Below are 21,974 nucleotides of genomic sequence, written 5' to 3'. Positions count from 1 at the left end.
ATCAGGTTGATAGGTCTGAGGTGGAAGCGTGGTGACACGTGGAGCTGACAGATACTAATAGATCGAGGACTTAACCTATATTCTAATGTGAAGCATGAACATTGTTATCTAGTTTTGAGAGAACATTCTCTCCATCAGGTTTGGTGGCGATAGCGAAGAGGTCACACCCGTTCCCATACCGAACACGGAAGTTAAGCTCTTCAGCGCCGATGGTAGTTGGGGGTCTCCCCCTGTGAGAGTAGGACGCCGCCAAGCTTGTCATATTTATATCATCGCGGGGTGGAGCAGTTCGGTAGCTCGTCGGGCTCATAACCCGAAGGTCGCAGGTTCAAATCCTGCCCCCGCAACCAAAATGGTCCGGTAGTTCAGTTGGTTAGAATGCCTGCCTGTCACGCAGGAGGTCGCGGGTTCGAGTCCCGTCCGGACCGCCATTTTTATGACTTGTAAACGAAAACGTATAGTTTCGTTTTTTTTTATGTCTTTTTCTTTTCGTACGTATCCAAGATGCAATGAATTGGTTTGTGTTTGGCTACACGTTATGTGAAAAGAAAAAGATAGATCACTTCAACCCAGCCTGGTTTTTTCATACCAGGCTTTCTTTATATCATTTTTAATTGGAATTGAAACTCATATTGGCTTACACTAATACTAATTATGTCTGACATCGTGTCTACTCAATCAATTGATTGCATGAAGGGGCTGCTTTTTATGGATGAATTTGATCTTATTCGCCGAATTACACCAAAAGAAACACATCAGCGTTCTTTGGTTATGGGCATCGGTGATGATGCAAGTGTTTATCAACCTCATTCACATTGTGAAGAGGTCGTTTGTGTTGATACAATGGTGGAGTATGTTCATTTTCGTTTTGATTTTTCCACACCTTTTGAGATTGGCTTTAAAGCACTAGCGGTCAATGTCAGTGATATTGCCGCAATGGGAGGAACCCCAAAGTATTATCTTGTATCGATTGCGATCCCCCCTCATGGTGATGAGACGATCGTCTCAGCTCTTTACGAGGGAATGAAAGCATTGGCTGACACCTATCATATGGATTTAATTGGTGGAGATACGGTCGCCACTCGCAGTGACTTTGTCATTACAGTGACGGTCATTGGCGAGGTTCCCAAGGGAACAGCTTGTTATCGTCACAGTGCTCAGACAGGAGACGTCGTCTTTGTCACAGGTGAGCTTGGTTCATCAGCTGCTGGCTTATCAATTTTAATGAACGAAGTAACCCCTACCAAGGCAGTCGACAAAGCCTTTTTTCTTGAGCGTCATAAAAAGCCTCAGCCTCACATTGCTGCTGGACATATTTGCTCAAGCTTCCCACGGGTCACCTTGAATGATGTGAGTGATGGATTAGCGAGTGAGCTGAATGAGATAGCCGAAGCGAGTCATGTGACGATAGAGATAGAAGCAAACAAGCTCCCCACACATCCAGATTTACCAGTGCTGCGTAAAGACTGGCTGGAATGGGTGTTATTTGGCGGGGAAGACTTTGTATTAACTGGTACGATTCCAGAGGCTGATTGGGAAAGCTTTGAAATGCAATGTAGAAAAGAAGACATTCAAGTCAAACGCATTGGACAAGTCAAAGGTGATCAAGCAGCAAGCGTTATATTAAAAGACAATGAACAGCAAACAATGTTAATGAAAAAAGGATATAATCATTTTAAGAAATGAGGTGACATAACTGTGAAATTAACATGGACGACAAAAGGTGCGGATGAGACGAAACGAATTGCCGCTGCTTTGGCCAAACTTGTGATGCCAGGCGATGTTTTGACATTAGAAGGGGATTTAGGTGCAGGCAAAACTACTTTTTCAAAAGGTTTTGCAGAAGGCTTAGGGATTACCCGTATCGTCAACAGCCCTACCTTTACGATTATTAAAGAATATACCGATGGCAGACTGCCACTTTATCATATGGACGTGTACCGCATGGAAGATGCGGAAGAAGATATTGGGCTCGAAGAATATTTTGAGGGCGAAGGTGTATGCTTGGTTGAGTGGGCACATCTCATTGGACCTCAATTGCCTTCCACCTATTTGAAAATAGAAATGCTGAGAACAGAACGTGAAGAAGAACGTCATCTCACGTTTAGTGCAAAAGGGGAACGCTATAAGACCCTTTGTAAGGAGATGAAAGAATTTGACCATACTGGCAATTGATACGTCTAACCATACACTAGGAATTGCCCTTGTAAAAGATTCCACAGTGATTGGTGAGAGCATCACGTATTTAAAAAAGAACCATTCCGTCCGAGCGATGCCGACTGTTGAGGCATTAATGAAAGAATGTGGTGTAGCGCCAAGTGAACTAAGTAAAATCGTTGTAGCGAAAGGACCTGGCTCCTACACTGGTGTCCGAATTGGTGTGACCATTGCAAAAACACTCGCGTGGACGCTGTCTATCCCGATATCGGCTGTTTCAAGTTTAGAAACACTTGCGGCAAATGGTCAATACTTTGATGGATGGATCTCGCCACTATTTGATGCGAGAAGAGGACAAGTTTATACTGGGCTATATACGTTTGAAGAAGGAAAAATCAAAGAGATCAAACCAGACCAAAATATCTTGCTCACGGATTGGCTTCATGAGCTGAAGCAGACAGGAAAGCCTGTCCTATTTCTTGGGCAGGATGTGCATCTTCATGAAGAGAGCATTCGCTCCATTTTAGGAGAAACTGCTGTGAAAGCAGAGGGAGCTTTTCATAACCCAAGACCTTCAATGCTTGCGTTTTTAGGGACAGATCGTCCTGCTGAAGATGTTCATCAGCTTGTTCCTAACTATATTCGTTTGGCAGAAGCGGAAGTGAAATGGCTTGAAGGACAAAAATAATCTTAACATAACAGAGATTCGAAAAATGACGGTAGCGGACATTCCAGAGGTGTATACGATTGAAGTGCATTCGTTTACTGCACCTTGGAAAAAAGAATCATTTGTCTATGAGATTCTCCATAACCAGTACAGCCATTATTTCCTCATTGAAGAAGATAAACAGCCTGTTGGGTATTGCGGGGTCTGGATCGTCATGGACGATGCACAAATTACGAACATTGCGATTCTCCCTGAGCATAGAGGAAAGGGCTACGGGGAAGCATTGCTGCGATATGTCATGGAATTTTGCAAAGAAAAAAAGACAGATCATCTTTCTTTAGAGGTGCGGGTTTCGAATACACCTGCACAATCCCTTTATGAAAAGCTTGGTTTCAGACCAGCTTCTATTCGAAAGAATTATTATACGGATAATGGGGAAGATGCATTGGTCATGTGGGTGAATATAAATGAGTGAACAAACAGATCGATTCATATTAGGTATAGAGACAAGCTGTGATGAAACAGCTGCATCCATTGTAAAAAATGGGAAAGAAATTGTGGCGAATGTTGTGGCCTCGCAAATAGAAAGTCATAAACGATTTGGCGGTGTTGTACCAGAAATCGCTTCAAGACATCACGTGGAACAAGTTACCATCGTATTGGAAGAAGTGATGACACAGGCCAATATGAGCTTTCAGGATTTAGATGCCATTGCTGTTACAGAAGGACCGGGCTTAGTCGGTGCCCTTCTGATCGGTGTCAACGCAGCCAAGGCACTAAGCTTTGCTCATCAGATTCCTCTTGTTGGTGTACATCATATTGCTGGGCATATTTATGCAAACCAGCTTGTAGATGAATTACAGTTTCCATGTTTGGCTCTTGTTGTCTCTGGTGGACATACTGAACTTGTGCTAATGAAGGAGCATGGATCTTTTGAGGTCATCGGAGAAACATTAGATGATGCGGCTGGAGAAGCCTACGATAAAGTGGCTCGAACGATGGGTCTCCCGTATCCAGGTGGACCTCATATTGATCGGTTAGCACATGAAGGAGAGCCAACGATTAAACTTCCTCGTGCATGGCTTGAAGAAGGTTCCTATCACTTTAGCTTTAGTGGATTAAAATCAGCTGTAATTAACACATTACACAATGCATCTCAAAAGGGAGAAACAATTGCTCCAGAGAATTTGGCAGCAAGTTTTCAAGCAAGCGTCATTGAGGTGCTTGTTGGGAAAACATTAAAAGCGGCTGAGGCCTATGGCGTAAAGCAGGTTGTCCTAGCTGGTGGAGTCGCTGCCAATAAAGGACTGAGAGAAGCTTTGACGACAGCATTCACAAAGCTACCTGACGTGAAGGTCATTATTCCGCCGTTATCTCTTTGCACAGACAATGCAGCCATGATCGCTGCTGCTGGAACCATTGCGTTTGAAAAGGGAATAAGAGGCGATATGGCGATGAATGGCCAGCCGGGCTTACCGCTTGTCTCATATGAATGAAAACTCCTGTGGATACACAGGTTTTTTTCATTTTCAATGAAAGCGATTTATTCACATGTAAACGTTATATATCCACAATTATTTGAAAATTTTGTTTTAAAATGAAGAGAATGTGTATAAAAAAGAAATTTTGTGTGGATATGTGATTAAAAACCTGTGTATAAAGTGGATAAGTCCAAAATTTTTAAGAATAACAAAGAGGTTTTTGTGGATATTAATGTGGATAATAAATTTTCACTGAAAGAAAAAAGAGCACCCATTTGGGCACTCTTTAAGATTCGGATAGCTCTTCCCACTCCGCGAAAAGTGATTCAAGCTCTTGATTAAGCGTATCATTTTCTGTTTGAATGTCTTGGACCTTCTCATGATTTTGGAAAATAGCAGGATCACATAGAAGCTCTTCATTTTCACCAAGTTTCTCTTCAATGACAGCAATCCGCTTTTCAATTTCCTCGATTCTGCGCTGCTTTTGTCTTTCTTTCTTTTTCAGTTCTTTTTCTTCCGCATAAGAAAGCTTTGCTGTTTCTACTGGCTTTGCTGCTTGTTTTTTAAGCGGTTCATTTTCTTGAAGCGCCTCAAGCTCTAATTGTTCATTTTTCTTTTCAAGGTAGTAGTCATAGTCACCAAGGTATTCTTTTGTTTCCACTCGCGACAGCTCGAATACTTTCGTTGCTAGTCGATTAATAAAATAACGGTCATGCGAGACAAATAAGATGGTTCCTGGATAATCGATCAGCGCATTCTCTAAAATTTCCTTACTATCTAAGTCCAAATGGTTCGTAGGCTCATCAAGTATTAGGAAATTGGCTTTTTGGAGCATCAGCTTTGCCAGGGCAAGCCGGGCTTTTTCTCCACCGCTTAATGCATGAACGGGCTTTAAGACGTCATCACCAGAAAAAAGGAAATTCCCTAAACATGTCCGAATTTCTTTTTCATTCATATGAGGATAGTCATCCCAAAGCTCATTGAGCACTTTTTTGGAGGATGTCAGTTTGGCTTGTTCTTGGTCATAGTAGCCGATCGTGACATGAGATCCAAAGGTGATGTCGCCTTTTACAGGCGTTAATGTGTTCGTTAACGTTTTTAAAAGGGTTGATTTCCCGATCCCGTTAGGACCAATGAGTGCCACGCTATCCTCACGTTTGATCTGAAAAGAAAGGGAGGATAGGAGCGGTGTTTTTTCATCATAACGAATGTCGAGATCATGTACCTTCAGCACATCATTGCCGCTTTGTCTCGTAATATCAAAATGAAAGTTTGCGGATTTTTCATCACCTAATGGCTTATCTAAACGATCCATCCGTTCCAGCTGCTTGCGTCTGCTCTGAGCGCGCTTTGTGGTTGAGGCTCTTGCCAGGTTGCGATCTACGAAGTCTTGGAGCTTTGAGATTTCTCCTTGTTGCTTTTCGTAGAGCTTCATATCACGCTCTAGCTGCTCAGCTTTCAGTTCAAGATACTTACTATAGTTGCCTGCGAACTTTTTCATGGCAGTTCTTGAGACTTCATACACATGGTTCACCACTTTGTCTAAGAAGTAGCGGTCATGGGACACGATCAGAATGGCGCCTGTATAATTTTGCAAATATTGCTCCAGCCATGATAAGGTATCAATATCTAAATGGTTGGTCGGCTCGTCCAGAATTAAGAGTTCTGGTTTCATTAATAAGAGCTTTCCAAGCGCTAGACGGGTTTTCTGGCCGCCGCTTAAGGATTGAACGGTTGTCTCATCTTCAAAGTGACTAAAGCCCAGCCCATGAAGAATGGAGCGGACATCTGCTTCGTATTGATAGCCGCCTTGATCTTTAAATTCCTGCTGCAGTCTGTCATAGGTTTTCATGAGGGAATCCAGCTCAGAACCTGTGGAGGAAGCCATTTTCTCCTCAATGATTCTCATCTCTTGTTCCATCCCTTTTAAATGATCAAAAACCGATAATAATTCGTCTTTTAACGTACGTGTAGATGTCACATCGGTATGCTGTGCTAAATAGCCGATCGATAGGTCTTTCGGTTTGATGATCTCACCTTGCTCGTAAGACAATTGACCGGCAATGATTTTCAAAAGCGTGGATTTGCCTGCGCCGTTACGACCTACAATGGCAATCCGATCCCTTGCTTTGACTTCTAATTTTATATTCGTTAAAACGGTATCAGCACCAAACGATTTGGACAGCTGATTCACTTGTAGAATCATCATGTAACTTCACCTCTGTTATAATATGTTAAGTGTAGCTTATCAGCAGTAAACCGGCAAATGTTACATACAATCGCCATATTCAAATGAAAGACAGATAGGAAAAAATAGTGTATCATTTGAGTGAGGGAGCGTTGAAAGATGAGTCAATTTAGCCACTTTAACGAACAGGGAAGAGCAAAGATGGTCGACATTAGTGACAAATCGTCTACAGTGAGAACCGCCGTTGCTGCTTCAAGCGTTCGTATGATAAAAGAAGTGTTTCATAAAATACAACAACGTGAAATTGGAAAAGGGGATGTGCTGTCTGTTGCACAGGTTGCTGGCATCATGGCAGCAAAGCAAACATCTACCATCATTCCAATGTGTCATCCGCTTGCACTAAAAGGCGTGGATATCTCCTTTGATTGGGAGGAAGACGGAAATGCGCACATTCTGAACATACAAGTACAGGTGAAAACAAAAGGAAGTACGGGTGTGGAGATGGAAGCGCTCACTTCTGCTTCAGTATGTGCACTGACCGTTTACGACATGTGCAAAGCGATTGATAAAGGCATGATCATCGGTCCTACCTATTTAATTGAAAAGACAGGCGGGAAAAACGGTGATTTTCACAGAGCATCTGATATTTAAGTTGGAGGACCTTATATGAATATAGATCAGTCAAAAATTCCACAAGCGACAGCCAAACGTTTGCCGCTATATTACCGTTTTTTAAAAAATCTGCATGCATCAGGAAAACAAAGGGTGTCATCGGCAGAGCTTAGTGATGCAGTCAAAGTGGATTCTGCCACCATTCGCCGAGATTTTTCGTACTTTGGTGCACTCGGGAAGAAAGGGTATGGCTATAATGTCGATTACCTCTTGACCTTCTTCAGAAAGACACTTGACCAAGATGAAATGACCAATGTCATGCTCATCGGTGTCGGGAATTTAGGGACTGCTTTTTTACACTATAATTTCATCAAAAATAATAATACAAAAATTTCAATGGCTTTTGACGTCAATGAGAGTAAAATAGGAAGTGAGATAGGCGGCGTGCCTGTCTATGATTTGGATAAGCTTGAAGAGCATGTTCAAGAGGTAGGAGATATTCCTGTTGCCATTTTGACAGTACCTGCCGTAGCAGCTCAATCCATTACAGATCGTTTGATTGCCCTTGGCATCAAAGGAATCCTTAACTTTACGCCGGCTCGATTGAATGTGCCGGAACACATTCGAATTCATCATATAGATTTGGCGGTTGAACTTCAGTCTCTTGTGTATTTCTTAAAGCATTACTCTGTTACACAGGAGGATTGACGAAAAGGGGTAAAGGGGGTGGAGCAAATGGGTCCGATCGGTCCTGGAAGTTTGGTTCTGATTGCGATTGTTGCGCTCATTATTTTTGGGCCGAAAAAGCTTCCTGAATTAGGAAGAGCAGCAGGAGATACATTACGTGAATTCAAAAATGCCACAAAAGGTTTAGCTGATGATCAGGAAGAAAAAAAGAAAAAAGAAGATCAGTAGAATAGGATGAGCTTCATGAATGTCAAAGATATGCCGCTTATGGAGCATATTGTGGAACTGCGAAAACGTTTAGTGATCATTGCGATGTTTTTTGTCGCCTTTATGGTGGCTGGTTTTTTTCTTGCTAAGCCGGTCATTGTGTATTTACAAAATACCGATGAAGCGGCCACACTGACACTGAATGCATTTAAGCTCACAGATCCGCTGTACGTGTTTATGCAGTTCGCATTTGTCATTGCTTTGGTTTTGACGTGTCCCGTGATTTTATATCAGCTTTGGGCGTTTGTCAGCCCCGGCTTATATGAAAAAGAGAGAAAGGTGACACTTGCTTATATTCCGATTGCACTGCTTTTATTTTTGAGCGGTGTGGCTTTCTCTTATTTTATTTTGTTTCCCTTTGTCGTCGATTTTCTGATGCGGATGTCGAATGATTTAAATGTAGAGCAAGTGATTGGGATTCATGAGTATTTTACATTTCTGATGCAGTTAACACTTCCATTTGGCTTTTTGTTTCAGATGCCCGTTGTGTTGATGTTTCTCACAAGACTTGGCATCATCACACCGATGTTTTTATCAAAAATACGGAAGTATGCCTATTTTGTCCTCCTTGTCATTGCCGCACTGATTACACCGCCAGAGATCGTTTCTCACCTCATGGTTACCTTGCCGATGCTCGTTTTGTACGAAGTGAGTATTGTCATTTCGAGAGTGACCTATCGCAAAATGCAGCAAACAGAGACAGAGGAGAAAGAAAATTATGATGTCTCATAAAAAAGCATCGTGATCCAAATAAGGGTCACGATGCTTTTTCTATTGTGAAAGGAATTGATTGATCGCTTGAAATAGATGTTTATAATAGGCAGGCTCATGCGGGACAAAATCTTGTACACAGACTACTCTGTTTTCCTCACGTTGTTCTTCGGCTTCATCCACTTCAAAGCCCTCCAGATGAATATTTTCACATTTTCTCATGAAAAGCTGCTGTGCATCCATTAGCTTTGCTCTGTAAAGTCCAGCGACTTCTTCTTTTTGTAATTGAACGTTCATCTGCTCTTCTTGATGGACGTAAAGATAGACATGGCAAAATTCACGATCAATGAATTCGGGTAGATGGATTTCATCCTGTATAACACCTGCAAAGGTCAGGTTCTCAAAAGGCATAGAAAGACCAAGCTCTTCTTCTACCTCTCTCACACCGTCAGAAGGCAGTTCATTTGCAAGAAGGTGACCTGCTGCTGTGATATCAAATAGAGCAGGAAAATCTTTTTTTGCGGGGCTTCTTAGCTGAAAATAGAGATACACGGTGTCATGTTCCTTTTTGAGAAGCCAGAAATGAAAGGTTTCATGCCAAAGGCCTTGGGCGTGGACATCTGAACGGGGTGCAACTCCAATCGCTTCATGCTGCTCATTTAAGATGTTCAGTTTTTCTTGTTCCATGAAAACTTGTCCTCCATAAAAAAACCATTTTCCAGATATCAGAAAATGGTTTTTGATTTATTTTTGCTGCTGTTTTTTGAGTTTGACAGAGAAGGCAAACATTTTAAACGCGATATTGATATTATAGGCCGCAAACACCATCAGCAAAATGCTGTAAAATGACCACATGTCACCTGGATTTTGAATGGCCATATAGGTGAAAGCAACACCTACGGCAAAATAAATGACGCCCCATACGACAGGGTTTCTCATGAGAAAAAGCCTCCAATAATCATTTGCATTGTTTGAGATTGTTCTTCAATCATTTTTCTTACTGGCTCAATCTGCACAAGAATGACGAGCGAGTTCATCAGCATATGTGCACCGATTGGAACGATGATACGTTTTGTTTTCGCATATAAAAAGGCAAATGTAAAGCCCATTGCGGTATAGAGAAAGAAGTGGTCAAAATCAGAGTGTGCAGCAGCGAAAAATACTGAACTAACAAGTGCCGCAATAAAAAAATTCGACCTTTCATAAATTACACCAAAAACGATTTTTCGGAAAATAATCTCCTCAAGTATCGGTCCAATTAGTGCAATAATAACAACCAGAAAAGGAAAAGCATCCATAATAGATAAGATATTTTGCGTGTTTTCTGACTCACGTCCAATGCCGAATGCATATTGTTCAATCACGCCTGCAATCGATTGTGTGAGAAGCGAAAGAAAGAAACCTCCAATGATCCAGGCGATAGCTACCCCGACTGAAACCGGTGCTTCATTTCGAAGTGAAGCTTTTGGCACAGTCCGAAGAATGAGCAGAATAATGATTAATCCGATACAGAAGCTGATGATTGTCCATGTTCCTGACAATTTAGAGAGCTCTGTTTGTGTCATCGGTGTCTGAATGAATCCTAACCATTTCATGATGAACACATAAGGAATCGCAGAAACCTGCACCAATATATACGTTAAGATGATGTACCAATATTGTTTTTTCAAGTAACGAAAACCCCTTTACTAAAAGAACTAGATTTATTGTAACACAAGTCTTCTTTTTCGATGAAAAGGAAAGAATCTGAGTTGAAAAAAGATCATGAAAGCGTAAAAATTTTTAAAGGTTTTTACTTGAAATTACAGAAGACATTCTTTATTATAATAAATGTGTTAGCACTCACTGGTGATGAGTGCTAAAAAAAGACTACATATAAAAATTGAGGAGGTTGTTTCTTATGTTAAAGCCATTAGGCGATCGCGTAATCATTGAACTCGTTGAATCTGAGGAAAAAACCGCTAGCGGTATTGTGTTACCGGATTCTGCAAAAGAAAAACCGCAAGAAGGTAAAATTGTTGCAGCAGGTTCAGGTCGTGTACTTGAAAGTGGTGAGCGCGTTGCGTTAGAAGTAAACACAGGCGACCGCATTATCTTCTCAAAATATGCAGGCACTGAAGTGAAATATGAAGGCAAAGAATATTTAATCCTTCGTGAGAGCGACATTTTAGCTGTTATTGGTTAATCACATAAAAAAACATTGAGATATATTTCTAAAAAGACTGAGGAGGTTTCGTTATTATGGCAAAAGATATTAAGTTCAGTGAAGAAGCACGTCGCGCGATGTTACGTGGTGTAGATGCACTTGCAGATGCTGTAAAAGTAACTTTAGGACCTAAAGGACGTAACGTGGTTCTTGAGAAAAAATTCGGTTCTCCACTTATCACAAATGATGGTGTAACGATTGCAAAAGAAATCGAATTAGAAGATGCATTTGAAAACATGGGTGCAAAACTTGTGGCTGAAGTTGCAAGCAAAACAAATGACGTAGCTGGTGACGGTACAACTACTGCAACAGTTTTAGCTCAAGCAATGATCCGTGAAGGTCTTAAAAATGTAACAGCTGGTGCAAACCCTGTTGGCGTTCGTAAAGGGATCGAAGAAGCAGTGAAAGTAGCACTTGAAGGCTTGCACGAGATTTCTAAACCAATCGAAGGCAAAGAATCAATTGCTCAAGTTGCGTCTATTTCTGCAGCAGATGAAGAAGTAGGCAGCCTAATCGCTGAAGCAATGGAGCGTGTAGGTAACGACGGCGTTATCACAATCGAAGAATCTAAAGGTTTCACAACTGAGCTTGAAGTGGTTGAAGGAATGCAGTTTGACCGCGGATATGCTTCACCATACATGGTGACTGATTCTGATAAGATGGAAGCGGTTCTTGAAAATCCTTACATCTTAATCACTGATAAAAAGATCACGAACATTCAAGAAATCCTTCCTGTACTTGAGCAAGTTGTACAACAAGGAAAACCATTATTGATCATTGCTGAAGATGTAGAAGGCGAAGCACTTGCAACTCTTGTTGTGAACAAACTTCGTGGTACATTCAACGCAGTGGCAGTCAAAGCACCTGGATTCGGTGACCGTCGTAAAGCAATGCTTGAAGACATCTCTGTTCTAACTGGCGGAGAGTTAATCACAGAAGACCTAGGACTTGACCTGAAATCAACTGAAATCGGTCAGCTTGGCCGCGCGTCTAAAGTTGTTGTGACAAAAGAAAACACAACCATCGTAGAAGGCTCAGGAGATTCTGCTCAAATCGCAGCACGCGTCAACCAAATCCGTGCGCAAGTAGAAGAAACAACTTCTGAATTCGATAAAGAAAAATTACAAGAACGTCTTGCAAAACTAGCTGGCGGCGTCGCTGTCATCAAAGTTGGGGCTGCAACTGAAACAGAACTAAAAGAGCGCAAACTACGCATCGAGGATGCACTGAACTCAACTCGTGCAGCAGTTGAAGAAGGTATCGTATCCGGTGGTGGTACAGCACTTGTGAATGTATACAAAAAAGTCGCTTCAATCGAAGCAGATGGTGACGTTCAAACAGGTGTAAACATCGTTCTACGTTCTCTTGAAGAGCCAATCCGTCAAATCGCTCACAACGCAGGTCTTGAAGGATCAGTCATCGTTGAGCGCTTGAAAAACGAAGAAATTGGCGTAGGCTTCAACGCAGCAACAAACGAATGGGTAAACATGATCGAAAAAGGAATCGTTGACCCAACAAAAGTAACTCGCTCTGCACTTCAAAACGCAGCTTCTGTTGCAGCAATGCTTCTAACAACTGAAGCAGTCGTTGCTGACAAACCAGAAGAAGGCGGCTCAGGCGGCGGAATGCCAGACATGGGCGGCATGGGTGGTATGGGCGGCATGATGTAATCAGGGTTTCAAAACCTTGTTATATCAACGTCTGAAATAATAATATGCTTTTCTTGTCGTCGTATTTGTCCTTGTGTTATTAAACACAAGGCAACCTGTGACAAATAAGCTAACTATAGAAGAAGGCCTTTCATCAGTTTGCAAAACTGTTGGGAGGCCTTTTCTTCCATATTAACAGTCATATGAGCTTAGATATTCCTCATAGTATGACTAACCTTGTTGATTAAATGGAACCTTGGAACGGGGAAAATCCGTCTTTATGCTGCAATTGCAAGGACTATAATAGAGAAAGGTTACTCTCTAAGTTTTTAAACCACTGGTTAGTTGCTACACAACCTATAGTAATAGGAGCTTTTAAATCTCAGGAAGATATTTTTAGGTATATTAAAGGAATTGATCTTCTAGTGCTGATGATGTTGGCTCAGAGGCAATCGATGGGAATGGCAAAAAATAGTGACTGTAGAGAGAGTGAAGGAGAGTTTTCAATTTGTAGAAAGTTTAAAGCTTAGCAAGAAAAGAGTAAACCCTAAAGGTCTACTCTTTCATGTTTAATCATCTTATGATTAGCAATCTTCTGCTTTGCTATGATGAAGAGGTGGTGGAATTAACCATCCTTTTTCTTTGTTAAGTCTAAGGACTTTTGCTCCAAGTGCTGTCTTTTGAACATGAAACTGTCCAAACATCATAGCTATGTCTTCTCGAATGGATTGCCCCATAATTGTGCTACACGATACTAAGCCTGCCGCAATGTTCGCCGAAAGACCAGCGGCTATTTCTGGATCTTGAAAACGTGCCCCTACTGGAATATCGTCTATACAAGCTTTAGGTCGTTCAGGAGGTGTTGGAGGTAAGCCAATTCCATTTTCTTTTAATAAAGTTTCAATTTCTTTGATTTCTTGTTGCCCACCCTGAATAGCTTCTTCAAGTAATTTTTGTAAGTCTTCGTCACCTGCATGGTTTAAGTGAGTTTGATAACCAGCAACTAAACCTTTAGCTACCATCAAGTAAGACCATGTACCAAACACTTCACCATAGTGCATAGGTTCATCCGTTGGATTTCCACTTAAAATTCCCATTGTCATCCTCCCTAATTGTAAAATATTCATTAAGCGACCTTCCTTTCTTGACGATTGGTCACCTTTTTATAGTTCCTAAATTAAACAATTATATTCATCATTTTAATGATGGTTGTTAAAGGTAAAAATTCTAATTTGAATCTATGTGGACTCTACGAATAATGGTTAATAAAACTGGAGAGATTATGTTATAAAAAGAGGCGGCTGCATAAAGGGAAATTATCTTCTAGCAACGAATATATATGATAATAATTTGAAATCTCTTCAATATCTTTTTTCTGTTACTTTCAACTCGGTAAGCACAAAACATGCTCAAAGACGCTCAGAATGGCATGTAGTGGCATATTATGAGGCTCTCTTCTTCTTTTTCCCATTGCCTAACCACCTTCGTTCGCGATGATCAAAGATCGTTATTTTCTGTAACGATTACCACTATTAAAGAAACGAGTGAAATAAAGAAAATGAAAAAAACACTTTCTCAATGAAGGTGTTTTTTTATTGTGTTTACAACAAAAATAAACTATACTGTTGTTATGTTTTATGTTGTAAATGCAACAAAAGGAGTCGTGATAAATGAGAGAGATTTTGCGAGAGATTGGCGTCATCGCTCGGGCGCTTGATTCTATAAGTAATATTGAATTTAAAGAGTACGATTTAACGAAGGGGCAGTATTTGTATCTTGTGCGTATCTGTGAAGAGCCTGGCATCATTCAGGAAAAGCTGGCGGAAATGATCAAGGTGGATCGAACAACGGCTGCTCGTGCTATCAAAAAATTAGAACTGCATGGTTTTATTGAGAAGAAAGATGATCGAGTGAATAAAAAAATCAAAAAGCTGTTTCCCACTGATAAAGGGGAAGCGGTATATCCAATGATCAAACGAGAAAATGATTATTCGAATCAAGTAGCGCTGGATGGATTTTCTGAAGAGGAAGCAGAACAGATATATGAGTATCTTCTAAGGGTGAGAAAAAATATCGAAAAAGATTGGGATTATGTGAAAAAAGGAAATAAGAGACGCTACTAAATGATAAGGAGTGATGACTTCAATGACCGTCACTTTTATTCCATGTAATGAACAGCATATAGAAGAGCTGCAAAAAGTCGGTATCGACACATTTATAGAAACCTTTCAGAATCAAAACAAAGCGGAACATATCGATGCTTACGTAAAGACAGCCTTTCATCCGAAACAGCTGTTAAAAGAATTACATCATCCATCTTCACAGTTCTATTTTGTTCAAGTGAATGGCGAAGTTGCTGGTTATTTGAAGGTCAATATGGATGATGCGCAGTCAGAAGAGATGGGAAGTGAAGCGTTAGAGATTGAAAGAATTTATATTAAGCAGTCCTTTCAAAAACAAGGATTAGGCCGATATTTAATCAATCAAGCCTTTGAGATCGCGAAGAAATATCATAAACGTGATGTTTGGCTTGGGGTGTGGGAGCACAACAAAGCGGCCATCGCATTTTATCAAAAGCTAGGGTTTGTTCAAACAGGAGTGCATGCATTCCTTATGGGGGACGAAGAGCAAATGGATCTCATTATGACCAAAACACTGAGCTGATCTAAAAGGGGGAAGAGAACATGCATGTTCCATCATTTTTTCAAATGAAAGATATGGAGAAAATCAAATCATTTATTCAATCAAATTCATTTGCAACAGTTGTGACCACAACGGATGAAAAACCCATTGCGACACATATTCCAGTGAGTTTTCATCAAGTTGAAGATTCGTATGTGATTACAGGGCATATGGCGATTGGAAATCCACAGTGGAAAAGGTTTGAAGAAAATGAGAAGGTGCTCGTCATCTTTCAAGGACCGCATGCCTATATATCCTCTTCATGGTATGAAAAAGAAGCCGTACCGACATGGAATTATCAGGCTGTCCATGTATATGGAAAGGCTGTGCTGTTAGAAAAAGGGGAACTGGTAAAAGAATTAACCACGATGCTGGAAACATACGAAAGCCACAGAGAACAGCCTGTTTTATGGGATACATTGTCTGATGAACTGTTAGAGAAACAAATGAAAGGGATTGTGGGCTTTAAAATCATCATTGATGAAGTTCAGGCTGCTTTTAAACTAAGCCAAAATCGCCATGAAAGGGATTATGCTCACATCATTGAAAAGTTGGAAGCAGAGGGTGACCTGGAAATGGCTGAGGCGATGAAGAGAGAGTAAAGGATGTATGAGAAAAGCACTCTTATGATCAAGAGTGCTTTTTTTTGTTTTGAGAGAAATGAGATATCTTGGCTTATAATGTCACATTTTCTTTAAAATTACATAAAAAAATCCACTATTTCCATAAAAAATCAGATCAATTCCTTATAATAAAGGTATCTGAGAATGGGGAGTGAGTCGAGATGGACCAAAACTTGCTGCAAATGAATCAAGTGAGATCAGAGGATGAATTAGCGGTTGTTAATATATCTTCTACAGAAATTGGGGCGCTGTCAAAGGAAGCGGCTGAGCGGATTTTACAAACGAAGGATACGGATGATATTCATTTACTGATGTATGTCCCGATTGAAAAGAAAGCAGATTTGATTTGGTTGATTGAAAGTGTTGGACAGGCGTTAGAAGATGAGGATGACGATAACGTTGCACTTGAATTGGCTGATTTGCTCTATTTCTTTGTCATTCCATTTTATAAGGAGTATATTTTGAGGGAACATCATTTGTATGAGTGTATAGATGATTTGTTGGTACGAATAGCATCAAGGACTCACTCAGATATTCACACACTAGTCGATGCGATGAGAGACGATTTGACTGAATAAACATGAAAAAAGGCTTGTAGAGAAGTCCTCTACAAGCTTTTTTCATCGTAAAAAACCATAAATTATTGGGCTCTTTCCCAGGTGATCTTTGTTTCATTTGTTTTTTTCTTTCCTTTTGCCAGTACTTTGCCGTTTTCTTGTTTTACGGTGATGTTTAGGTCGTAAAAGGAATAGAGGGCGCCAAGGCTGTCATTTTCTGGTTTGTGCAGGTTGTTTTCTTTTTCAGTTGATGCCCCAATGGCCAGCGTCTTGGCAAAGTTTAAACCGATGACTTCAGCGTAATCACTATTGGTATCAGGTGAAGCGGTTACGTTTAAAGAAATGACTTTTTTCTTTTGATCAACGGTGATGGCTGTGTCTTTCACGAGCTTAGACTGCTCCATGACTTCTTTCGTTTCATTTTGAATGCGGTCATTAATCGTTGGAAGTGCCTTAGATTCTGTTTTTTGTTCTTTCGTCGTATTCGAGCAAGCTGCTAGTATGAAGAGGCTTGCAACTAGGCTCATGAAAACAAGTAGACTTTTTCTCACGTTCGTTCTCCTTTTTTCTGCGAAGTATGTATGCTTATGTTACCACGAATCCTTGTTTTGATTAAAAGAGAAGTGTTGATAAGCTGTGAACAATAAAAAGCACCCAAAATAGGGCGCTTTTTTCTTATTGTGCTGAAAGGCTTGTACTTAATGGAACAGAAGAAATGACGGTGAATTTAGGAGCCGCAGCACCAGACTCTAAATTTTTACGTAAAAGCGATGATTTGATTGTTCCATCCCATTTTTTATAGACACTTCCTGAAGTATTCGCACGAAGCTGTACATTCGAGAAACTTGCTTGTGAGTAGCTGTTTGTTCCATTATCTTGGACGCCGTGAACCATTTTGACGACATCGAGGTTTTTCAGACGACTAGGGTTGAAAACAGGCTGCTTATAGCGCAATTTCCCATTGACGTATAGTGACACTGTGCCATCACCATTGTTGATGAGCTTTAAGTTGACACGTGCACCATCCGTAATGCTCTTATCGTACTCACTGTTCCAGTATTGACTGCCGCCTTGTGAGCCGCTGCCAAGAAAGACCTTATAGCCAGAAGACGTTTTTGAAATACCGCTCTCTACAACGGCAGAGCCGAGACCGAGGTACCAGTCCGCATAGCCATTTTTAATAGTGGCTGTTTTCGGCAGCACAATATCAGCAGAGATACCTGACCATTTGGCTTCATCCGTTTGTGTCACAATCGCACCGTGACGGGGACCAGCTGCTGAGGCAGGGATACTTGATAGCATCAAAACGAAGGCCAAACTTACACTCAAAACGATGAACCACTTTTTCATAAAAATTCCTCCTTAAATTGGATTCACTTTTATTATATAAAATGAAAGAGAGGGGCTACTTACATTGTTCTGGCCGATTTTGGTATTTTTTGTGAACAAAATCGGTCATTAAGTGGTCAACTTGTATTCGAATTGTAATGTGACTGTAAAATAACTGGGGGCATCTTCATGTATAATAAGTGCAGAAACCAAATACGGAGGATTTTTTAATGAATAAAAAGCTTATCGCGACAATCGTAACAGTAGCTAGTTTATTTTTGGCGTTTAGTTTCTCACATGGAGCAAGTGCAAAAAAAGTAAGCGGCAATATTACTTGGTATAATGGTGTCGGTAAAAAGGGCGCAGATGGAAAAAAACTCGGTCATTGGGATGCAGCAACTAAAATGGGATTTGACGTACCGAAAAAAGGTACAAAACTTAGAGTGACAACAAAAGCGAAACCACATAAAGTGATTACAGTATATAAATATGATGTAGGCAGAATGCCAAACGCTGTATTAGACGTCAGTCCAAAAGCATTCAAAGCACTAGGGTATAAAACAAGTAAAGGTGTCGTAAAAGGGCATTACACTTATTAATACATAGGCATGCAGAGAAGCGGGAAAAGTTCATTTTCTGGCTTCTTTTCTTGTAGAGAGGGTCTGAAAGGCAATGAAAAAATCAACATGGTGGATCATCACGGTCATCGGAGTCGCAGTGATTGCGGCAGTCATTTTCTTCATGATGAAGCCGGGGCAAGAGGCAAAGCATGCAGGAAAAGTGAAAACAAATCAAGATGCAAAAGACGAATTACTCGTTTCATTTACAGATCAACAGTTAAACAATACGTATTACCTGCATGACCGGGCGCTTCATACGGAGAAACTGACAGCATATCCTTCGATTGCTTATGGTTCTACGAAACAGCTTTTATATTACACGTATACGGATGAAGACACGCAAAAAGTGAGTATTCGAGAATTGAATGTGAAAACAGATGAAGAAAAAACGCTGTTTACGAGTGATGATTCCATCGACAGTATGAGGCTGTCTGGGGACGGGAAGCAGTTATATCTCAGGTATAATAAGGATTCTGGGGAACAATTTTATGTCGCTATGTTTGATGTAAACACACACAAAGTGAAGGTATTGTATCCAGAAAAAAGCAAGGATGATACGGTGAGTTCTTTTGCTTATGATCCGATGTCAAACCTTCTGGCAATCCAGCATTATTCCTTAAAAGAAGATTACAAGAAAACCGATGAAGCGAATGAACAGGGAAGAGACCCTGAACCCACGACCATGAAGATCACCCTTCAAACAGGTGCGAAGGGGAAGCGTATTACACGTATCTCGCAAACGATCAATGATATTTCATTTTCACCAGATCATAAGACATTGATTTATACAGAAGTGAAGGTGCGAAACGAAAAAGAAGTATCCTCTATTAAAATGCTTGATGTAGAAACAGGAAAACAGGCGACACTCGTTAAGAACAGTGAGGATGTGCATATTTTAAGTGCCGCACAGCCGCAATTTTCTACGGACGGATCTTCTGTTTATTTCTTAGGTGTTGCTAAAAACGCAAAGGAATTAAAGGATGACACCGGACGAAAAGCAAAGGTAAGAACGATATTTGAATACAATATCAAGAAGAAAACAGTGGAAGCCGCTTGGGAGAAGGATGGCGGAATTGTTAACAATTTCACTGTCAATCGATAAAGGGTACGTTCAGTTATTTGATATAACTGGACGTTTTTTTATTTTGCCGCTTGAAATGATGGTGAAATTGAGGAATTCATGGAAGGGAAAGCAATTTTTAAGCAGGAAACGTGTGGTATTTTCGTATTTTGCTTATGTGACAGAGGAAAAGAAAGAGAGTAATATGAGTGTACATAAAAAACGAGAGGACAGATGACTTCTCGTTTTCACTGATTTATTTGGTGTTATTGTCTAATAAATTTTGAAAGATAAACAGGGCATTAATGGAGTGAGGGAATCCAGCAACTTTTGTACAGTGCTTAATAATCTCCATGATCTCTATGACAGAAAGTCCGATATGTAATGCTTGTTCAAAATGAGTCTTTAATTCTTCATCACAATCGCCTTTTGTAATGAGGGCAGATAATGTACTGATGGCCTTTTGTTTTTCATCTAAAATGAAGTGGTTGAATTCTTTTTGTTCACCGAGTTCAATTGTTAGCTGTTCAATATTTGACCAAATGCTCTCGTTTTCCTGAATTGAAAGCTTTTCTATGTTACCTGCCGCTGTTTCTTGTGTGACCTGGCAAGTCTCTTTTTCTTCATTCAAATTGAACTCCTCCGTTTTTTATCGCAATTTTCCATTTGTTCGTTCATTGTGGCTTATGTGCCTTTTGATAGATGCAATGGGTATATAGTAGTATTATCGGTTTGCTGCGTCAACATTTTAAGTGTTGAATGCTCAAAGAAACCATTCATGCGATTTATTATTCCATTTTGAAAGGGCTAATGAATGGATGTCCGTTAGCCCTTTGGTGTATCAGAAGTTTTATACAAGTTTCTACGCATTTACGGGAAGAGTGGTTTCATTTTTATTAAATGATATCCATCGGCCTCATCATGTCATAATCTTCATGCTCTAAAATATGACAATGCCACACATATCGGCCGCTGTATGGAACAAATCGAGCAACGATCCGAATGACTTCACCAGCATGCGCCTGAATGGTGTCCTTGTAGCCTTGTTCATGTAAAGGAGGCGCTTCGTTTGGTCCTGTATACACGATTTCTCCTGTCGATTGATAGACTTCTGTATCAAATGGTCTTCTGTCTAAAACCCTAAATTGAACAAGGTGCAAATGAATAGGGTGTGTGCCCCTGGTTGGATTGACGATGGACCAAACCTCTAGACTGCCAAGACGAGGATTTTCGGTGACAGGGTCATTCCAAAATTGATTATCCAACAATAGGATAGGGCGGCCGTATTTATCCTGCGTTCCGCTAAGTGTGAGTGTACGCTCTCTATCAGCTTGACTTGGCCGAAGCGTTGGCAGCGGTTTGAAAATCGGACGTAATGTTTTAGGTACTCTCCCTTTTAGCGGACGTGTGACTTTGAATTGCATAATGTTCGCATCTGTTTCAGGATTCACATCCTGTCCGCAGCCGGCTGTATTTTTGAGAGTGATCGTTTTGTTTTCGTAAGCTGAAAAGTCGATGATGACATCGAAACGTTCAGCAGGTGCGATGCTAAAGGATTGATGGCGAACAGGTCTTGGCAAAAAGCCCCCATCGGAACCAATTTGCAAGATTGTGGCGTCGTTATCTAGATGCAGCTCGTAAGTTCTAGTATTGGACGCATTTAAGATACGAAAGCGGTATTTTCGCGGCTCTACTTCTAAATAAGGCCATACTTTTCCATTGACTAAAATCGTTTCTCCACAAAAAAAGGGCACGATGGATGGGTCTGGTAGGTCACTGTCTTCTGGCGTGTCGTTTGGTCTGCTAGGATAAAACAGTGAGCCATCCTCCTGAAACGTACGGTCCATGATCATCAAAGGAATGTCATAGTCATCTTTCGGCAGCTCTAAGGACTTTTCAAACGCATCAGAGATCAAATAAAACCCAGCTAAGCCGGCGTACACATTTAATCGTGTCAATGCCATCGCATGATCGTGATACCACAATGTGCAGGCTTGCTGATGATTTGGGTATACGTATACCTCTCGTTCAAAGAAGGGGCCGGTTGCTTCAAAGTCTCGTGAAAACCAAGCCTCTGGATAGCCGTCACTGCTTGCTGGTGTGACGCCGCCATGTAAATGAACGACGGTTTTGACTTCTGGTTCGTCATGATGGCCTTCGTGAATGGTGTGATCGACCGGCAGAAAATGCTTAAGTGGCAATTTGTTCATCCATTTCACTTTGACCTTTTCATTTCGATTCGCTTGAATGGTTGGACCAGGCAAGCTGCCATTATAGGTCCATAGCTTGGTTGGGGGCAGGTCTCTATGAACTTTTAGGAATACCTCCTCCATAGCAATTTCATAATACGTTTGTCTTGGGTTCTTTTTGACGGGCTTCGCGACTTCTGGAATTGGAAGCTCGTCAACAAATTTTTCTAGGTTCATGTCGTCTAATCCTCACTTATAATCCAATTTGATACAGTATAAGTGCGGACAT

At 40.8% G+C, this 21,974-nt stretch carries 27 protein-coding genes, 2 tRNA genes and 1 rRNA gene; 21 read left to right on the top strand and 9 right to left on the bottom strand.

The features are described 5' to 3' along the window. Positions 1-139: 139 nt before the first annotated feature. The 8 genes from rrf (at position 140) to tsaD (ending at position 4,320) form a co-directional block, all read left to right on the top strand. Positions 140-255, top strand: a 5S ribosomal RNA gene (rrf, locus tag C6Y02_RS13070). An 18-nt stretch (positions 256-273) separates the two neighbouring features. Continuing rightward, positions 274-350, top strand: a tRNA-Met gene (locus C6Y02_RS13065). Positions 351-354: 4 nt separating this feature from the next. Then, positions 355-431: transfer RNA gene (locus C6Y02_RS13060), tRNA-Asp, on the top strand. Between the two features lie 277 nt (positions 432-708). Next, positions 709-1,686, top strand: a complete 978-nt coding sequence (gene thiL / locus C6Y02_RS13055) for a thiamine-phosphate kinase (protein ID WP_106031433.1) — start codon at positions 709-711, stop codon at positions 1,684-1,686. Between the two features lie 12 nt (positions 1,687-1,698). Beyond that, entirely contained in the window at positions 1,699-2,175 is a 477-nt protein-coding gene (gene tsaE, locus C6Y02_RS13050; RefSeq protein ID WP_106031432.1) for a tRNA (adenosine(37)-N6)-threonylcarbamoyltransferase complex ATPase subunit type 1 TsaE, read from the top strand. After that, entirely contained in the window at positions 2,156-2,845 is a 690-nt protein-coding gene (gene tsaB / locus C6Y02_RS13045; protein ID WP_106031431.1) for a tRNA (adenosine(37)-N6)-threonylcarbamoyltransferase complex dimerization subunit type 1 TsaB, read from the top strand. The genes tsaE and tsaB overlap by 20 nt, the downstream gene beginning before the upstream one ends. A 25-nt stretch (positions 2,846-2,870) precedes the next feature. Beyond that, entirely contained in the window at positions 2,871-3,299 is a 429-nt protein-coding gene (rimI, locus tag C6Y02_RS13040; protein ID WP_024424460.1) for a ribosomal protein S18-alanine N-acetyltransferase, read from the top strand. Further along, a complete protein-coding gene (gene tsaD / locus C6Y02_RS13035) occupies positions 3,292-4,320 on the top strand; it encodes a tRNA (adenosine(37)-N6)-threonylcarbamoyltransferase complex transferase subunit TsaD (protein ID WP_034664904.1) in 1,029 nt (342 codons plus the stop codon). The genes rimI and tsaD overlap by 8 nt, the downstream gene beginning before the upstream one ends. 271 nt (positions 4,321-4,591) lie before the next feature. On the opposite strand, the gene C6Y02_RS13030 is transcribed toward tsaD, so the two are convergent. After that, entirely contained in the window at positions 4,592-6,514 is a 1,923-nt protein-coding gene (locus C6Y02_RS13030; protein WP_106031430.1) for an ABC-F family ATP-binding cassette domain-containing protein, read from the bottom strand. 138 nt (positions 6,515-6,652) lie between these two features. Here C6Y02_RS13030 and moaC point away from each other — a divergent pair, with 138 nt between their 5' ends. From moaC to tatC, 4 genes are read left to right on the top strand one after another with little or no spacing between them, the layout of a single operon-like run. Continuing rightward, positions 6,653-7,144 (top strand): cyclic pyranopterin monophosphate synthase MoaC, encoded by a 492-nt coding sequence (moaC, locus tag C6Y02_RS13025; RefSeq protein WP_034664898.1) that lies wholly within the window; start codon positions 6,653-6,655, stop codon positions 7,142-7,144. 15 nt (positions 7,145-7,159) lie between these two features. Next, positions 7,160-7,813 (top strand): redox-sensing transcriptional repressor Rex, encoded by a 654-nt coding sequence (locus C6Y02_RS13020; protein ID WP_008355687.1) that lies wholly within the window; start codon positions 7,160-7,162, stop codon positions 7,811-7,813. 27 nt (positions 7,814-7,840) lie between these two features. Then, entirely contained in the window at positions 7,841-8,020 is a 180-nt protein-coding gene (locus C6Y02_RS13015; RefSeq protein ID WP_003214302.1) for a twin-arginine translocase TatA/TatE family subunit, read from the top strand. A gap of 6 nt (positions 8,021-8,026) precedes the next feature. Next, positions 8,027-8,791 carry a twin-arginine translocase subunit TatC gene (gene tatC, locus C6Y02_RS13010; RefSeq protein WP_106031429.1) on the top strand — a complete coding sequence of 255 codons (765 nt, stop codon included), beginning with the start codon at positions 8,027-8,029 and terminating at the stop codon, positions 8,789-8,791. A 39-nt stretch (positions 8,792-8,830) separates the two neighbouring features. Here tatC and C6Y02_RS13005 read toward each other — a convergent pair whose 3' ends face one another. Genes C6Y02_RS13005 through C6Y02_RS12995 form a run of 3 tightly spaced genes read right to left on the bottom strand, consistent with a single transcriptional unit; the run spans position 8,831 to position 10,440 of the window. Further along, entirely contained in the window at positions 8,831-9,457 is a 627-nt protein-coding gene (locus C6Y02_RS13005; RefSeq protein WP_060595650.1) for an NUDIX hydrolase, read from the bottom strand. 57 nt (positions 9,458-9,514) lie between these two features. Then, positions 9,515-9,709, bottom strand: coding sequence for a YdiK family protein (locus C6Y02_RS13000; protein ID WP_034664886.1), 195 nt, complete (start codon positions 9,707-9,709; stop codon positions 9,515-9,517). Further along, positions 9,706-10,440 (bottom strand): CPBP family intramembrane glutamic endopeptidase, encoded by a 735-nt coding sequence (locus tag C6Y02_RS12995; RefSeq protein ID WP_106031428.1) that lies wholly within the window; start codon positions 10,438-10,440, stop codon positions 9,706-9,708. Before C6Y02_RS12995 ends, C6Y02_RS13000 begins: the two co-directional genes overlap by 4 nt. A gap of 230 nt (positions 10,441-10,670) precedes the next feature. Between C6Y02_RS12995 and groES the strand changes: the two genes are divergently transcribed. Both groES and groL read left to right on the top strand, forming a co-directional pair. Next, positions 10,671-10,955, top strand: coding sequence for a co-chaperone GroES (gene groES / locus C6Y02_RS12990; RefSeq protein WP_003214120.1), 285 nt, complete (start codon positions 10,671-10,673; stop codon positions 10,953-10,955). Positions 10,956-11,011: 56 nt separating this feature from the next. Next, positions 11,012-12,646, top strand: a complete 1,635-nt coding sequence (groL, locus tag C6Y02_RS12985; RefSeq protein ID WP_034320371.1) for a chaperonin GroEL — start codon at positions 11,012-11,014, stop codon at positions 12,644-12,646. A gap of 563 nt (positions 12,647-13,209) precedes the next feature. Here groL and C6Y02_RS12980 read toward each other — a convergent pair. Then, on the bottom strand, positions 13,210-13,722 hold the full coding sequence (locus tag C6Y02_RS12980; RefSeq protein ID WP_106031427.1) for a DUF3231 family protein: 513 nt from the start codon (positions 13,720-13,722) through the stop codon (positions 13,210-13,212). Between the two features lie 573 nt (positions 13,723-14,295). Here C6Y02_RS12980 and C6Y02_RS12975 point away from each other — a divergent pair. The 4 genes from C6Y02_RS12975 (at position 14,296) to C6Y02_RS12960 (ending at position 16,508) form a co-directional block, all read left to right on the top strand. Beyond that, complete coding sequence (locus C6Y02_RS12975; protein ID WP_034664870.1) at positions 14,296-14,748, top strand: MarR family winged helix-turn-helix transcriptional regulator; 453 nt, start codon at positions 14,296-14,298, stop codon at positions 14,746-14,748. A gap of 22 nt (positions 14,749-14,770) precedes the next feature. Further along, on the top strand, positions 14,771-15,289 hold the full coding sequence (paiA, locus tag C6Y02_RS12970; RefSeq protein ID WP_106031426.1) for a spermidine/spermine N(1)-acetyltransferase: 519 nt from the start codon (positions 14,771-14,773) through the stop codon (positions 15,287-15,289). A gap of 20 nt (positions 15,290-15,309) precedes the next feature. Continuing rightward, positions 15,310-15,909 (top strand): FMN-binding negative transcriptional regulator, encoded by a 600-nt coding sequence (locus C6Y02_RS12965; RefSeq protein ID WP_106031425.1) that lies wholly within the window; start codon positions 15,310-15,312, stop codon positions 15,907-15,909. Positions 15,910-16,091: 182 nt separating this feature from the next. Continuing rightward, positions 16,092-16,508, top strand: a complete 417-nt coding sequence (locus C6Y02_RS12960) for a hypothetical protein (RefSeq protein ID WP_066031252.1) — start codon at positions 16,092-16,094, stop codon at positions 16,506-16,508. Positions 16,509-16,570: 62 nt separating this feature from the next. Here the strand turns inward: C6Y02_RS12960 and C6Y02_RS12955 are convergent, their stop codons facing one another. Both C6Y02_RS12955 and C6Y02_RS12950 read right to left on the bottom strand, forming a co-directional pair. After that, positions 16,571-17,038, bottom strand: a complete 468-nt coding sequence (locus C6Y02_RS12955; protein WP_106031424.1) for a hypothetical protein — start codon at positions 17,036-17,038, stop codon at positions 16,571-16,573. Positions 17,039-17,162: 124 nt separating this feature from the next. Beyond that, positions 17,163-17,837 (bottom strand): hypothetical protein, encoded by a 675-nt coding sequence (locus C6Y02_RS12950; RefSeq protein WP_034664848.1) that lies wholly within the window; start codon positions 17,835-17,837, stop codon positions 17,163-17,165. Between the two features lie 209 nt (positions 17,838-18,046). On the opposite strand from C6Y02_RS12950, the gene C6Y02_RS12945 reads away from it, so the two are divergent. The 3 genes from C6Y02_RS12945 (at position 18,047) to C6Y02_RS12935 (ending at position 19,734) form a co-directional block, all read left to right on the top strand. Then, entirely contained in the window at positions 18,047-18,415 is a 369-nt protein-coding gene (locus C6Y02_RS12945) for an RlpA-like double-psi beta-barrel domain-containing protein (RefSeq protein WP_003213878.1), read from the top strand. 73 nt (positions 18,416-18,488) lie between these two features. Continuing rightward, complete coding sequence (locus tag C6Y02_RS12940; RefSeq protein ID WP_106031423.1) at positions 18,489-19,538, top strand: WD40 repeat domain-containing protein; 1,050 nt, start codon at positions 18,489-18,491, stop codon at positions 19,536-19,538. Continuing rightward, positions 19,510-19,734, top strand: coding sequence for a hypothetical protein (locus tag C6Y02_RS12935; RefSeq protein WP_034664841.1), 225 nt, complete (start codon positions 19,510-19,512; stop codon positions 19,732-19,734). The genes C6Y02_RS12940 and C6Y02_RS12935 overlap by 29 nt, the downstream gene beginning before the upstream one ends. 18 nt (positions 19,735-19,752) lie before the next feature. On the opposite strand, the gene C6Y02_RS12930 is transcribed toward C6Y02_RS12935, so the two are convergent. Both C6Y02_RS12930 and C6Y02_RS12925 read right to left on the bottom strand, forming a co-directional pair. Next, entirely contained in the window at positions 19,753-20,127 is a 375-nt protein-coding gene (locus C6Y02_RS12930; protein ID WP_034664837.1) for a carboxymuconolactone decarboxylase family protein, read from the bottom strand. A gap of 265 nt (positions 20,128-20,392) precedes the next feature. Next, positions 20,393-21,922, bottom strand: coding sequence for a multicopper oxidase family protein (locus tag C6Y02_RS12925; protein WP_106031422.1), 1,530 nt, complete (start codon positions 21,920-21,922; stop codon positions 20,393-20,395). Positions 21,923-21,974: the final 52 nt, after the last annotated feature.

It is taken from the genome of Bacillus sp. NMCC4 (assembly GCF_002998555.1).
In the GTDB taxonomy this organism is placed as follows: Bacteria; Bacillota; Bacilli; order Bacillales; family Bacillaceae; genus Bacillus.
The sequence above is the reverse complement of the archived record's forward strand: the minus strand, read 5'-3'. Positions and strand labels throughout refer to the sequence as shown.